Genomic DNA, 13,944 nt, shown 5'->3' on the forward strand with positions numbered 1-13,944 from the left:
CCTTTTACTGACTGGATTCGCACTTAGATGTTGAATGTAGGTTTAATTTTATACTTAAACGTATACCTTTCCTGAAACTTCTTTACAGATTAATCCATTTCAATAACATAATTCTAGTTCATATTGATGATAATTTAGGTATAAAAGGTTAACTTTCTGAAGTTAAATGGGATAAATGATTAATTCACCTGACCTTTCAGCTATGCTGAATGATAAGGTGAATTAGCAGATAACTAAATTTAGTTAGTAATTTTATGTAAAAATTCAACTAAACTAACTTTTTCATTTGATCAGCGATTTTTTCTGCTTGCTGACCAACCACAATTTGTACACCTGTCTTACCTAACTTAATTACTGCCATTGCGCCAAGTGCTTTAGCTGCTTGTTCATCAATAAGATCAGAATCATTAACATTTAGGCGTAAACGTGTAATACAAGAATCAATATTAGTTAGATTCTCTTTACCACCAACAATGATTAAATATTGTTCAGCCAGTTTAGCTACATCACCTATAGTTTGTGTTGGTTCAAATTCTTCAGTGTCTTCTAAAGTAGAAGTATCATCTTCTTCACGACCAGGTGTTTTAAGATTAAATTTAACAATCACGAAGCGGAATACCACATAGTAAACCACAAAAAATACCAAACCTTGCAATATTAGCATATACCAATGTACAGCTAGTGGATTGCGTGATTGCAGTAACATATCAATTAATCCGGCACTAAATGCAAAGCCTGAAATCCATTGCATAGTTGCGGCAATAAATAATGAAATACCTGCTAAAACAGCATGGATAACATAAAGTAATGGTGCCACAAACATGAACGCAAATTCTAGTGGTTCAGTAATACCGGTAAAGAAAGCGGCGAAAGAAGCGGCTAACATAATTGAGGCTGTTTTATCTTTATTGCCTTTTTTCGCAGTATGATAAATAGCTAATGCCGCACCAGGTAAACCAAACATCATAATCGGGAAGAAGCCGGCTTGATAACGACCTGTAACACCAATAATTGATTTACCTGAATCAATCGCTTCTTGTCCAGCTAAGAAGTTTGGAATATCGTTAATACCCGCAACATCAAACCAAAATACGGAATTAAGAGCATGGTGTAAACCAACCGGAATTAATAAACGATTGAAGAAGCCATAAATACCTGCACCAACAGAGCCTAAGTTCTTAATCCATTCACCGAATGATACTAATGAACTAAATACAATTGGCCAGATAAAATATAACACCACCGAAACAAATAACATTACAATTGAAACAATAATTGGAACTAAACGCTTACCACTGAAAAAAGCCAATGCGCTATGTAATTCAACCCCACTAAAGCGATTGTATAATTCAGCAGCAATAATACCGACTAAAATCCCAACAAATTGATTATTGATTTTTGCATATGCTGGTGATATTTGACTTTGCCAGCCTTCTATACCGGTATCGATTCCTTGAAACAGTGCTACAGCAGTTGGTGATAATAAGGTGGTAATAATTAAAAAACCAACTAAACCTGCCAGTGCCGCTGCACCATCTTTATCTTTCGACATACCATAAGCCACCCCAATTGCGAAAAGGATTGGCATGTTATCTATAATTGCACTACCTGACTTAATTAAAAACGCTGCGGCAATATTATTAGCACCCCAACCATTGGGATCAATCCAATAACCGATACCGAGCAGAATTGCTGCTGCAGGTAGTACTGCCACCGGCACCATTAATGAACGCCCAATACGCTGCATGTAAGCTAAAATTCCCATAAGTGTTTCCTCATTTTATTATTTGAACTTTCCACAAAGAAGTTTTGAAATTTAATATCTTTAGTTAAAAAGTAATTAGTAATTATATTTCAACCTATATTATTTTTCTTCGCAAATTAATTATTCATTTTTTGTGATTTTAATCACGATTTTTTTTTGCTTAATTACTTTAATGTAGTAAAATAACGCTAACATTTTTTACTTTAAAAAAAAAGAAGTTGTTTTAATTATATCAGAAGAGGCTATATTTTATGAGACTTATTCCCTTACAAAATGCTCAGGAAGTGGGCGCTTGGGTTGCACAGCGTATTGTTAATAAAATCAACCAATTTAAACCGACAGCGGATCGTCCGTTTTTATTGGGTTTACCTACAGGTAGTTCACCACTGGTTATGTATCAACAATTAATCAAACAGTACCAAGCTGGTAACGTTAGTTTTAAACACGTTGTTACTTTTAATATGGATGAATATGTAGGGCTTGCTGAAGATCATCCACAAAGTTATCATACTTTTATGTATGAAAATTTCTTCAATCATATTGATATTAATAAAAACAATATCAATATACTCAATGGCAATGCTGCTGATATTGATAAAGAGTGCCGCCAATACGAAGAAAAGATAAAAGCCTATGGTAAAATCAATATTTTTGTTGGTGGTGTGGGTCAAGATGGACATATTGCTTTTAATGAACCAGGATCTTCACTTTGTTCTAGAACCCGTATCAAAACGTTAACGGAAGATACGCGTATTGCTAATTCTCGTTTCTTTGATAACGATCAAAATCAAGTACCAAAACATGCACTTACTATTGGTGTTGCAACATTAATGGATGCAGAGGAAGTTATTTTATTAGTGTGTGGTCATAATAAGAGCCTAGCACTACAAGCTGGCGTTGAAGGTTCTGTTAATCACCTATGGACCGTGACGGCTTTACAAATGCATCCAGCATCTATTATTGTTTGTGATGAACCAAGTACTGATGATCTTAAAGTTAAAACACTAAACTATTTTAAACAAATGGAAGCAGATAATCTTAAGGTAACCATTTTATAAAGGATAAATTAATGTATGCATTAACAAATTGTCGTTTTTATACAGGTTATGAAATTCTTGAAAATCATGCTGTTATTATTAATGGCGATAAAATTGAAAGAATCTGTAAACTAGACGAATTACCAACCGGTATTGCCATTGAAAATTTACAAGGAGCGATTGTTGCTCCTGGTTTTATTGATATTCAAGTCAATGGTTGTGGCGGTGTACAATTTAATGAAACACTTGATGCATTAAGTGTAGAAACACTCGAAAAAATGCAAGCAACTAACCTTATTTATGGGTGTACTAGCTATTTACCAACTTTAATCACATCAACGGATGGGTTTATGATAAAAGCCGTAAATGTAATGCGTGAATACTTAGCTAAGCACCCTAATCAAGCTTTGGGTTTACATCTTGAAGGACCATATATTAATCCAGAAAAGAAAGGCATTCATGATGAAAATATCATTCGTCAACCTTCGCAAAAAATGATCGATTTCCTTTGCGAAAATGCTGATGTTATTAAAATTCTAACCCTAGCCCCAGAAAAAGTTGATAGTCGCTTTATTAAACAATTAGTTAATGCAGGTATTCATGTTTCTGTTGGGCATTCTAATGGGCACTATGATGATTGCCGCCGTGGATTTAATGCAGGAATTAGTTTAGGTACGCATTTATTCAACGCTATGCCGTATATATCAGGACGTGAGCCGGGCGTGGTTGGGGCTATTTATGATGCACCTGACGTTTATGTTGGTATTATTGCTGATGGGCAACACGTAAGCTGGGCTAATATCCGCAACAGCCATAAAATTAAACAAGATCATTTGATTTTGATTACTGATGCGATGTTACTTGCTGGGTCTGATTTATCTTCAGGTGTATTTGCTGGTAAAACTATTTATTATAAAGATGGTCGTTGTATTGATGAAAATGGCACGCTAGGCGGATCTGCACTAACCATGATTGAAGCAGTAAAAAATGCCGTTGAATATGTTGGCATTGCATTAGATGAGGCTTTACGCATGGCTACGCTTTATCCGGCAAGAGCAATTGGTGTAGATAAAACACTTGGAAGTATTAGTGAAGGTAAAATAGCTAACTTAGTTATCTTTAATCGTGACTTTACTGTAGCTAAAACTATTGTTAATGGAGAAATCACCCGTTAGAATGTCAGATCATTAATGAATCAATAAAACTATTGAGATGATATATGACATTTAATTATCTGAATTTGGTGGGAAATGCTGAACTAATCAAGCAACTTAATTACGCCATGATTTATCGTTTGATTGTTCAGCAAGGACCTATTTCACGAATTCAACTAGCTGAAATAAGTCAATTAGCTCCTGCTAGTATTACAAAAATTACTCGCCAATTCCTTAAAAATAAGTTGATTAAAGAGGTTGATGTCCAACAATCAACGGGTGGACGTCCAGCTGTATCTATTGTTGCCAGATACAATTATTATCGGGCAATTGCTGTGCAGTTGAGCCGTTCACATATCATGATTGAGCTTTATGATATCGGGGCAAATTGTTTAGCATCAAACAAATATCCTCTCACCGATTTTACAGAGCAACAAGTACAAACAAACTTAATTACTCTTATTGAACAATTTATCCAAGAACACAGTAAAAAAATTAAAAACTTAATTGCTATATCGGTAGTAATGCCTGGATTAATTGATTCTGTGCGTGGAATTGTTCGTTATACACCACATATTCAAGTTGAAGACTGGCCGTTAGTTGAAGCATTACAAAAACAGTTTAATGTTTCTATTTTTGTCGGCAATGACATTCAAAGCTTAGCCCTAGCTGAAAGTTATTTTGGTACCACTCAAGATGTGGATGATTCTATTTTAATTCGAGTACATAAAGGGGTAGGATCAGGCGTTATTGTTAATCAACAATTACTTACCAACCATAATCAAAGTGCCTGTGAAGTTGGACATATCCAAGTTGATGCACTCGGTGATCGTTGTCATTGTGGTAACTTTGGTTGTCTGGAAAATCGAGTTGTAAATAAAGCAATTGAAAGTCGTGCCAAACAGATGATTGAACAAGGTTATGCAACTAAATTAACAACCGAGTTATGTAACATTGTTAATATTTGTCAACGTGCCAATCAAGGTGATGAACTGGCTATTAAATTAGTGAAAGATGCAGGGGAAAACCTAGGCAGAGCCGTTGCAATTATGGTTAATATCTTCAATCCGCAGCGCATTGTATTAGCTGGGGAATTAATCAAATCTCCAGAAATACTGTTAAGTGCTATAAATAGCGCATTAAACACGCAGAGTTTAGTAGGGTTAAGGAAAAATTTGACTATCACTTGCTCAACACTCGATGATCGTTCAGCTATTGGTGCATTTGCATTAGTTCAACAAGCGTTATTTAACGGTTCATTGTTAATGACATTATTTGATGACAACGCAATGTAATTTATCTTATTTTATAAAAAAAGCCCGAAAAGATCGGGCTTTTTACTAAGCTAAAATACGTAGCATTCTTCGAAGTGGTTCTGCCGCTCCCCATAATAATTGGTCACCAACAGTAAAGGCTGATAAAAAGTCTTTACCCATATTGAGTTTACGCAAACGTCCAACTGGAGTGGTTAATGTGCCTGTTACTGCGGCTGGGGTAAGTTCTCGCATTGATAATTCACGATCATTTGGTACGACTTTTACCCAATCGTTATGGGCTGCAAGTAATTTTTCAATTTCAGGAATACTAATATCTTTTTTCAATTTAATTGTGAAAGATTGACTATGGCAACGCAATGCACCGATACGAACACAAAGTCCATCAACAGGAATAATTTGACTGGTACCTAAAATTTTATTGGTTTCAGCTTGCCCTTTCCATTCTTCCTTACTTTGACCATTTTCGAGCGCTTTATCGATCCAAGGAATCAAGCTTCCAGCTAATGGCACGCCAAAATTATCGGTTGGTAAACTGCCATCTCGCATTTTTTGGGTGACTTTACGTTCAATATCTAAAATAGATGAATGTGGATTTTGTAGTTCCTTAGCCACATCTGCATGCAACATACCCATTTGAGTTAATAATTCACGCATATGGCGAGCACCACCACCAGAAGCTGCTTGATAGGTCGAAACCGAAATCCAATCAACAAGATTTTCAGCAAACAGCCCACCTAATGACATTAACATCAAGCTAACCGTACAGTTACCACCAACAAATGTTTTAATGCCTTGGTCTAACGCGGCATGAATATTGGCTTTATTTACAGGGTCTAGCACGATAACCGCATCATTTTCCATGCGCAGTGTTGATGCAGCATCGATCCAATAACCTTGCCAACCGGTAGATCGCAATTTTGAGTAAATCTTTGCGGTATAATCACCACCTTGGCAAGTTACAATAATATCTAATGCTTTTAATGCCTCAATATTGTCTGCACTTTGCAACGTGCCGGTTTTACCACCAAAAACCGGAGCAACTTGTCCCGCTTGGGAAGTAGAAAAGAAAACAGGATTAATATAATCAAAATCATGTTCTTCAACCATACGTTGCATAAGAACAGATCCAACCATTCCACGCCAACCAACAAAACCAACATTTTTCATAATTTTTCCATTCCAAAAGTAGTTGTTATACAGAGATATACTTAGCTATTAAAACAAAATATCACCATAAAACAAAGTAAGATAAGAATTATTTTTGTCAGCAAAGGTATAATAACGTGGTGTTATATAATTTTATTTTTATAAAATGAGAGTTTAAGCTATGTGCTTGTTTATATATTCTTGAAATTGTAGGTATTTTGCTATAAGGCTAAATAAAAAAGTATAATTATTTGATAAATAAAGGCAAATCTTATTGTTATTATTTATAAAAATTGATCTGCCTTTTTATAACAAGTGTTAGGTGTTATTACCGAACTAGAAGATTAAAAATCCTCATCTTGATTTTCGTTGTTTGTTATTGAAGCAATATTATGTAGCTCAATGCCTTTTACCGACGCTTCGATGATTTCTGGTAAAAAATCACTTAGATTGCTTTCGTCAGTTCTTAGCATAAACGTTGTTAACAACATTGGTATATTTACCCCAGTTATCACTTCTAAACTTGGGTAATTAGCTATTAGCTTAACCAATGTATTAAACGGTGTTCCACCCTTTAAATCAACTAAGCATAAGATTTGTGAACATTGGTTTGTTAAAAGCTGAAGTTTTTGTTCAATCTGTTGTTCAAAGTCATCTAATGATTGTCCCATTGTAAACGATACCGCTTCGCATAAAGTTTGTTCGCCACAGATCATCTCTGCAGACTCAACTAAACTTTTGGCCGACGCACCATGGGTACTCACTAATACTGCAATCATGGATATGGAACTCCTTTAATAATCAAGGCAACGATAATAACGACGAATAGTCATTGGATGACGATTTAAATGTTCAACATAAGCATCTATTCGGTTATTTATAGCACGAAAAACGAATGGCGATACATTACCTCTATATTTTTCAGATATTCCCGGTAATTCATAATCTTTTGTATCAATAATTGTATAATTACCACAAATTTGCGGTAAGAATTTAGCCACTCTTTCGCTTAAAGGTCGTTGTGAATCTTCACCAACATAAACGGTTACCGCCGTATCACGATCGATAACTTCTAATGTTCCATGGAAAAATTCTGCTGATTCAATTGATTTTGAACGTAGCCAGTGCTGTTCTTCCCAATAACACATGGCGTGAGAATACGTTGCGCCCCATTGATTACCTGCACCTACAAAATAATGCATGCTATCGTTATGATGTTTTTCAGCAACTTCTTGTCCAAACTTATCGGCTTTTTTAGCAACAGCGACAATATTTTTGGCAAAATGTTGATCCATTTGTTGATAAAACTCATCGTAATCAGGAAATTCACCGGCTAAATACATTAAACGATCAGCTGCCATAAAGAATTTTAGTTGTTCATTCATTGGGTAAACAATAAGATGATTAACTAAGTCATCTAATGGTGTATTTTCTCTATCTAAGAAAGCAAATATGGTTGCACCAACCTCTTTTTTAATTTTCTTTATTGCATCAACCAGTTCTTGTGTCGAACCTGTGACTGACGAAATAATGATAAGTGTATCTTTAGTAATTCGTTTATTACCGGTTACTAGGTATTCAGCCGCATGCTGTACAAATGTTTCAATGGCTGTTTTTTCTTTCATATGGACAACAGCTTGCATTGACGATGCATAAGTACCACCAATACCCAACCAACAAACATTGCTATAACCACGTTTGTGTATTTCATCAATAAACTTATTAATCGTTGGACGTAATGCTAATGCGCCATTCATACTGTTTAATTCTTTTTGTTCGTCATATTTTCTCATAATTTAACCCTTTATATTTTAGATTTAGTGATTACGTCGAATTCTGGATAAGTTGATTTCTCCAGATCACGACCTTTCAATTGTGAAACTTGATAACTGAGTAAATGGATCGGGATTGTCATAAATAATGAAGATAATAATTCGTCACAATTCACATTAAGACATAAATCCCGTTCTTTAATGTTGTCTGTTTTGTCAGCATAAATAGTTGTGACATTTTCAACATATTTATTTAAAAAATGTTTTAAGGCGTTTGCTCTTTGTTCTAGTTGACCTTGAGGTTCAATAAAAACGATACTGTCATTTGCATGCAAACCTATATATGGCCCATGCATATACTCTTCTAATTCTTTTCCTAAAGCTGTGTTTTGCACAGTTTCGGTAAATTTGGTTTCCCCTTCTCTGGCTACTCCATATGTTGCGCCATACCCAATTAAAATGACTCTTTCTGCATGAAAAAATTGGCTTAAATTGTTATTCACCCAAGTTTGGGATTGTTGAATGACTTGTGGGAGAGCAGTGATAATTGTTTGAATTTGATTTAGGTAACTATCAAATTGTTTAGTTTCCAAATGTCCAATTTTTTGACTAATTACCATGGAAATTAATATTAAATCAAGAATAGTGACACTATAGCCCGCACTCACATAAGGCATTTCTTCAACAGGCATACCCATTGACAACACATTATTACTTATCTTATTTAACGGACTATTAGGATTACTAGTAAGAGCGTAAATGGTTTGATTATTTTTTATAAATTGTTCGACTAAATGGATAGTTGAATAACTTTGTCCACCTTGTGAAATCGCAATATATAGCGTGTTGGAGTCATTATAATGTAAGTAGTTAGCTGCCATTGATGGATCTTCAACATATACCGGTACCTTTAATATTTTACTCATTAAAGGACGAGCGCCGTAAGCAGCATTTGAACTTGAGCCGGTAGCAAATAATACGATAGCGCTAAGTTGTTTAACTTTATTTAAATCAATTGGTTCAACAAACAACTTTACGTAATTATTTAAAACATTTTGATAATATTCGGGCTCTAATGCCACATAATCAGCAATACTTTTCATTATTTTTACTCCAACTATCCTAATAAACCACTCCAAGCCCCAAAAATGCCAATAGCAGCGATTAGCAAGAGAATCCAATGAGCCTTCAACCCCTTTTTGACTAATACAAAGATAAATATTGTGAAGAGTAAAGGTAAAATTTGCGGTACAATCCCATCGAAGATATCTTGCAATGACGAGGAGTCATCACCGGTTCCTATTTTTAATGGCATATTTAATGACACCATGGTGGCGACCATGGATCCGACCACACAAAGCCCTAAAACCGATGCACCGTAGGATAATTTATCCATTAAACCTGTCTTTTGTACTTTATCAATAAATGACGCACCTATGTTATATCCTATAAGTAAGCCAAAATAACGGGCTAAAATGGCAGGGACATTAAAAATTAATAAAAATAGCAGTGGACCTAAAATATTGCCTTCAAATGCTAACGAAGTACCTATACCTGTTGCAATAACACGTAATGTTCCCCAAAAGAATGAATCACCTAAACCACTTAATGGCCCCATGAGAGCTATTTTGACATCATTAATTGTGCTTTTATCAAAATCATTATCAGTAGCATTTTGTTCTTCCATGGCAATACAAATGCCTAACGGGAAAGTGATTAACCATGGTGTAACATTATAAAATTCAAGGTGACGTTGATAAGCATCAGTTAATTCTACTTTGTTATTACTGTAGATTTTATCTAAAGCAGGACGCATGGCATAAGAATAACCTAAGTTCATTTGTCGTTCATAATTCCAAGACCACTCGGCAGTGAAAGATCGCCAAAAAGTTCTTGTTAATTCTTTATTAGTTATTAATTTAGAATTCTTCATTTTCATAATTGATCTCCTGTGAGGCTAACACATTGCCTGTATGGGTATTTGGTTGTTGGCTGTTATCTCCAATTGCTTCTTTTTTGCCATTAAATGCGGAATAACCTGTCAAAATTAGCGCAATACAAGCACCAAAAATGGCAACACCTGTGACCGGTACTTTCATATATACGGCTAAAGCAAAGCCAAGAATAAAAAAGGTGGTATTGGTTTTTTTAATCATGATTTTCATTAACATGGCAAAACCAAAGGCAGGTAATAAGCCTGTTGCAATACCTAAACCATCAATAATAAATTTTGGAATCGTTTCTAATAAGCTATTAACCGCTGAACTGCCAAATAGATAGGAAAGTCCTACCACTAAGCCAATTGGAAGGTTAATGGAAAAAAATCCACCTAATAAGTTCATTCGATCCATGCCTTTACCATTACCTTCGTTAGCGTATTTATCCGCTTTATGAACAAAATAAGGAAGAATGAAAAGGAAGCATAAATTTTTGACTAATAAAACTAGTGAAGCAATTGGAATGCCAAGCGTTAATGCAATTTCGGTGCTTTTACCTGCACCAATAGCAAACGCCGTACCTAACACACTACCTGAAATAATTTCAGGCGGAATAGAGGCACCGATAGAAAATGATCCAACAAATGCCAATTCTAATGTTGCTCCAATAATAACGCCTTGTGTGATATCGCCCATGACTAAACCTGCTAAAGTACAAGTCACTAAGGGTCTTGATAACATCGATGAACCTAAAAAGTATTCACCATTTGCTAACATCGCAATCAAAGCTAAAACTACTGCTGTTAATTCGATACTCATTTTTTGTACCCTCTAAACTATTTTTCAAATTTTTGCTTTGATTCACTTGGAATTTGCTGAATATAGATATCAATGCCGTTTTGTTGTAATTCTGTTAATAAATCTGCTTCTGTATCGGTTAAATTAATTGTCTTGGAATAATTTTTAGTACCTTCGCGTGGTTTTGTTCCACCTAAATTAAGGCTTGTTATTGTGCCTTGTGTTTCTCGAATCAATTTTTCCGCATCCGCAACAGATTCAACTACAATTAGCATTTGATATTTATCGGTTACGCCAGAATTAATTGCATTAATACTGTCATCAATAGACTTCATGACTAATTTTGCATTTTCTGGTTTAGCTAGACGAATAGCTGATTTACGAAGTTCATCATTAGCAACAGCATCATTGGCAACTAAAATTGTATTAGCACCAACATTTTCAAACCACGAAACAACGACCTGACCGTGTACTAAACGGTGATCAACACGTAATAATTTAATCATTTGTGTACCTCCTAAGTGAAATCAACCACATATTTAGTATTGCTAGCGAATTTGTATTCAATGGCAATAGGTTCGCTATTAATATCAAAATAGTGATTGGAAATTTTAAATAATGGGTCATTAATATTACTTCGTAGCTGCTTAGCTAATTCAGCATTCGCTACAATTAGTTGTAAATCTTGTTCTAACTTATCGACTTTTTTCTTACCGGAATTAGTAATTTCCAGCGCAGATAAAACCTTTACTATTGAGATTTGAAAATCTGGAAAGTGATTAAGAGGTAGGATAAAAATTTCTTTTACTACGCTGTTTTTTGCTACCTCTAAAAAACTAATATAATAAATTAGCTCAGAAGGTTTTATCTTTAACAATTGACTATAGTATGTTCCCGCTTGTCTTAAATAATTATCTTTAATAACCTTTTTGTGATGTTGATAGGTATATGGTTTGATAATTCCCGTCATTGTTAAGATATTCTGGGTAGAAAGAGTCGGTGCAACAAATAGACCTACTCCTTTTTTCCTAACAACCAAACTTTGTTCTACTAAAAGATCAATTGCTTTCCTTATTGTTGTCCTACTTACATCATAATCCTTTTGTAATTGAACTTCGGGCGGTAATTCTGCACCTACCCCATATCGTCCCGTTTTAATCTGCTCCATTAAATGAGCAGCTACTTTTTCAAATAAACTCATTTAATTTTTTCTCGGTAATCAAAAATATTTTTTGCTGATAAATGATATCTAAATCTATTACCAATTAAATATTGAACGGTATGTTCAAAGGGTTGAAAATTAAGGTCGAAACTATAACTCGAAACTTTATAAATGGGCGTTCCTTCAGTGACTTGCAAATACGTTGCTTTATCTTCGGTTGCAGCTTCATAAGCGATCTCTTCACGGCCATGACTTGGAATGAAATAATAGTTGTCTTTCAAAAATTGATAGAGAGAAACATTATTTAAATCTACTTTTTCTAAACCTTTAAATTTTTCGGATGATAAATAGGTGATCTCATAAGATAAAGGGCTTTCACTTACTCCTAATAAACGTTGTCTTATAATTCTGATTAATTGTTGATTTGAACCAAAGAATGTTCTTAATTCAGCTGGCATTTTGATGATTTGATTAGACAGAACTTTTATTTTTATTTGGGCATTATCACCTTTTTTAACTTCTTCACTAAATGAAGACATCTTTAACATATTAATCTCAAAGACTTGATGACATTCCAAGCTTTTTTCAGTTTGAAATACAAAGTTTTCCATGGCTAAATCATTTAAAGCTTTTCGAACGGTAGTTCGACTAACCCCAAAATATTCGGCTAGTCCTCTTTCTGTCGAATTTTCCTTAATAATAGCTGGATTTGCTCTAATTTGTTCTTCAACATTCATTTTTGAAGCTATATCACGGTATTCCAAAAAACACTTCCTTTATGGGTTTTTTTATTCAAAAGATATATCTTAATCTACATAATATTGTTTATAAAATAAATAAAAAAATACATGTTATCTATTTTTAGTACCAAAATTGTTACGATGATCACAATTTTCATTGTTTATGAAATTGGAAAAGAAGATCAAAATAGGAATGGCAAGCAGCAATTGTAGACCTTAATAGCAATGACAACATAAGTTGATAAAGAGATAAATGATTGAGATTTTTAGGCTTTAAGTGATCGTTGATATAATCAAAAAATGGATGTTACTGTTTATGATGTCGTTAATTAAACGATCGGTTTGAGTATTTCTATAGGGAATAATCATCCTCAGTTACTTGCTCATCGTTATTTATAAATTAATATAAGCGATGACTGTTAATCTAATACAATTTTATATAAAGGATGATAGTATGAATAATATTCAATCTATTATGGCTATTCATCAACTCTTTGCTATTCAGAATAATAAGCAGATATTAGTAGGTTATATTGAGGGTAACGATATCAAAAAAGGAATCGGTAAAATCTATAAAAACACGACTTTTATTCAAGAGATATTAGTTATAGGTGAACAGATGATCAAAAAAATTTCTAATAATGATTACCGTTCACTCGAAGTGAAAGGAAAATTATTATTCTCTAATGGCGATTTATGCAAAGATAATTGGACACTTGTCATATAATTTTTAAGACTGCTAAGCTATATTTTAAGCAAAAATTAACGATATTGATTATGAAGATGCAGATTCTAACTATAAAATATATGTTGAATTTGGCTAGGATATTCCTTATAAAAAGGTGTTATCTATCTATATATTAATTCGATTTATAATGAAAATTTAAATCAGGTTATTTTAAGTGATAAAGATAGCGATACTTTAATTAGTAAGGTAATAAATGCTGAAAATTTTATGCCTGAATTTTGACTAGAACTTAGCTTTTGAACCTGCACCGTGATTTTATACTCAAACGTATAGTTAACCTGAAACATCTTTACAACTTATTAAACCAATACTTATCATTTTAAACGCTATTGTTATTGTTTAATTTTTGTTAGGCGGACTATTTAACTTCGCTTGATTGTAATCCTCTTTTAATAATTATTTTAATAT

General features: G+C 33.9%; 14 protein-coding genes. 4 read left to right on the forward strand and 10 right to left on the reverse strand.

The window, feature by feature from the left end; genetic code table 11:
* Positions 1–268 precede the first annotated feature (268 nt).
* Entirely contained in the window at positions 269–1,765 is a 1,497-nt protein-coding gene (gene nagE / locus Q0K76_RS06265) for an N-acetylglucosamine-specific PTS transporter subunit IIBC (protein WP_294613060.1), read from the reverse strand.
* Positions 1,766–2,016: 251 nt separating this feature from the next.
* Between nagE and nagB the strand changes: the two genes are divergently transcribed.
* From nagB to Q0K76_RS06280, 3 genes are read left to right on the forward strand one after another with little or no spacing between them, the layout of a single operon-like run.
* The gene (gene nagB, locus Q0K76_RS06270; RefSeq protein WP_294613063.1) at positions 2,017–2,823 is read left to right on the forward strand and encodes a glucosamine-6-phosphate deaminase; all 807 of its coding nucleotides are present in this window, start codon (positions 2,017–2,019) and stop codon (positions 2,821–2,823) included.
* Between the two features lie 11 nt (positions 2,824–2,834).
* Positions 2,835–3,977, forward strand: coding sequence for an N-acetylglucosamine-6-phosphate deacetylase (gene nagA, locus Q0K76_RS06275; protein WP_294613065.1), 1,143 nt, complete (start codon positions 2,835–2,837; stop codon positions 3,975–3,977).
* A gap of 44 nt (positions 3,978–4,021) precedes the next feature.
* Positions 4,022–5,251 (forward strand): ROK family protein, encoded by a 1,230-nt coding sequence (locus Q0K76_RS06280; RefSeq protein ID WP_294613068.1) that lies wholly within the window; start codon positions 4,022–4,024, stop codon positions 5,249–5,251.
* Between the two features lie 45 nt (positions 5,252–5,296).
* On the opposite strand, the gene asd is transcribed toward Q0K76_RS06280, so the two are convergent.
* The 9 genes from asd to Q0K76_RS06325 all read right to left on the reverse strand — a co-directional run bounded on the left by asd (position 5,297) and on the right by Q0K76_RS06325 (position 12,812).
* Positions 5,297–6,400 (reverse strand): aspartate-semialdehyde dehydrogenase, encoded by a 1,104-nt coding sequence (gene asd, locus Q0K76_RS06285; protein ID WP_294613071.1) that lies wholly within the window; start codon positions 6,398–6,400, stop codon positions 5,297–5,299.
* Between the two features lie 323 nt (positions 6,401–6,723).
* Positions 6,724–7,158 (reverse strand): PTS sugar transporter subunit IIA, encoded by a 435-nt coding sequence (locus Q0K76_RS06290; RefSeq protein ID WP_294613073.1) that lies wholly within the window; start codon positions 7,156–7,158, stop codon positions 6,724–6,726.
* A gap of 15 nt (positions 7,159–7,173) precedes the next feature.
* On the reverse strand, positions 7,174–8,172 hold the full coding sequence (locus Q0K76_RS06295) for an SIS domain-containing protein (RefSeq protein ID WP_294613076.1): 999 nt from the start codon (positions 8,170–8,172) through the stop codon (positions 7,174–7,176).
* A gap of 11 nt (positions 8,173–8,183) precedes the next feature.
* Positions 8,184–9,254, reverse strand: coding sequence for an SIS domain-containing protein (locus Q0K76_RS06300; RefSeq protein WP_294613079.1), 1,071 nt, complete (start codon positions 9,252–9,254; stop codon positions 8,184–8,186).
* A 14-nt stretch (positions 9,255–9,268) separates the two neighbouring features.
* Positions 9,269–10,090: a PTS system mannose/fructose/sorbose family transporter subunit IID gene (locus tag Q0K76_RS06305; protein WP_294613082.1), complete on the reverse strand. Its 822-nt coding sequence runs from the start codon at positions 10,088–10,090 to the stop codon at positions 9,269–9,271.
* Positions 10,071–10,907: a PTS sugar transporter subunit IIC gene (locus tag Q0K76_RS06310; protein WP_294613085.1), complete on the reverse strand. Its 837-nt coding sequence runs from the start codon at positions 10,905–10,907 to the stop codon at positions 10,071–10,073. Before Q0K76_RS06310 ends, Q0K76_RS06305 begins: the two co-directional genes overlap by 20 nt.
* Before the next feature lie 17 nt (positions 10,908–10,924).
* Complete coding sequence (locus Q0K76_RS06315; RefSeq protein ID WP_294613088.1) at positions 10,925–11,392, reverse strand: PTS sugar transporter subunit IIB; 468 nt, start codon at positions 11,390–11,392, stop codon at positions 10,925–10,927.
* A gap of 11 nt (positions 11,393–11,403) precedes the next feature.
* Positions 11,404–12,087, reverse strand: a complete 684-nt coding sequence (locus tag Q0K76_RS06320; protein WP_294613091.1) for a GntR family transcriptional regulator — start codon at positions 12,085–12,087, stop codon at positions 11,404–11,406.
* Complete coding sequence (locus Q0K76_RS06325; protein ID WP_294613094.1) at positions 12,084–12,812, reverse strand: GntR family transcriptional regulator; 729 nt, start codon at positions 12,810–12,812, stop codon at positions 12,084–12,086. The genes Q0K76_RS06320 and Q0K76_RS06325 overlap by 4 nt, the downstream gene beginning before the upstream one ends.
* 430 nt (positions 12,813–13,242) lie before the next feature.
* Between Q0K76_RS06325 and Q0K76_RS06330 the strand changes: the two genes are divergently transcribed.
* Positions 13,243–13,515 carry a hypothetical protein gene (locus Q0K76_RS06330; protein ID WP_294613097.1) on the forward strand — a complete coding sequence of 91 codons (273 nt, stop codon included), beginning with the start codon at positions 13,243–13,245 and terminating at the stop codon, positions 13,513–13,515.
* The last annotated feature ends 429 nt before the right edge of the window (positions 13,516–13,944 follow it).

It is taken from the genome of uncultured Gilliamella sp. (assembly GCA_945271295.1).
Classification (GTDB): domain Bacteria; phylum Pseudomonadota; class Gammaproteobacteria; order Enterobacterales; family Orbaceae; genus Gilliamella.

Excerpts from the sequence above, each read along its gene's own strand:
- nagE (WP_294613060.1), bottom strand. The coding sequence starts at position 1,765 with ATGGGAATTTTAGCTTACATGCAGCGTATTGGGCGTTCATTAATGGTG.
- nagB (WP_294613063.1), top strand. The coding sequence starts at position 2,017 with ATGAGACTTATTCCCTTACAAAATGCTCAGGAAGTGGGCGCTTGGGTT.
- nagA (WP_294613065.1), top strand. The coding sequence starts at position 2,835 with ATGTATGCATTAACAAATTGTCGTTTTTATACAGGTTATGAAATTCTT.
- Q0K76_RS06280 (WP_294613068.1), top strand. The coding sequence starts at position 4,022 with ATGACATTTAATTATCTGAATTTGGTGGGAAATGCTGAACTAATCAAG.
- asd (WP_294613071.1), bottom strand. The coding sequence starts at position 6,400 with ATGAAAAATGTTGGTTTTGTTGGTTGGCGTGGAATGGTTGGATCTGTT.
- Q0K76_RS06290 (WP_294613073.1), bottom strand. The coding sequence starts at position 7,158 with ATGATTGCAGTATTAGTGAGTACCCATGGTGCGTCGGCCAAAAGTTTA.
- Q0K76_RS06295 (WP_294613076.1), bottom strand. The coding sequence starts at position 8,172 with ATGAGAAAATATGACGAACAAAAAGAATTAAACAGTATGAATGGCGCA.
- Q0K76_RS06300 (WP_294613079.1), bottom strand. The coding sequence starts at position 9,254 with ATGAAAAGTATTGCTGATTATGTGGCATTAGAGCCCGAATATTATCAA.
- Q0K76_RS06305 (WP_294613082.1), bottom strand. The coding sequence starts at position 10,090 with ATGAAAATGAAGAATTCTAAATTAATAACTAATAAAGAATTAACAAGA.
- Q0K76_RS06310 (WP_294613085.1), bottom strand. The coding sequence starts at position 10,907 with ATGAGTATCGAATTAACAGCAGTAGTTTTAGCTTTGATTGCGATGTTA.
- Q0K76_RS06315 (WP_294613088.1), bottom strand. The coding sequence starts at position 11,392 with ATGATTAAATTATTACGTGTTGATCACCGTTTAGTACACGGTCAGGTC.
- Q0K76_RS06320 (WP_294613091.1), bottom strand. The coding sequence starts at position 12,087 with ATGAGTTTATTTGAAAAAGTAGCTGCTCATTTAATGGAGCAGATTAAA.
- Q0K76_RS06330 (WP_294613097.1), top strand. The coding sequence starts at position 13,243 with ATGAATAATATTCAATCTATTATGGCTATTCATCAACTCTTTGCTATT.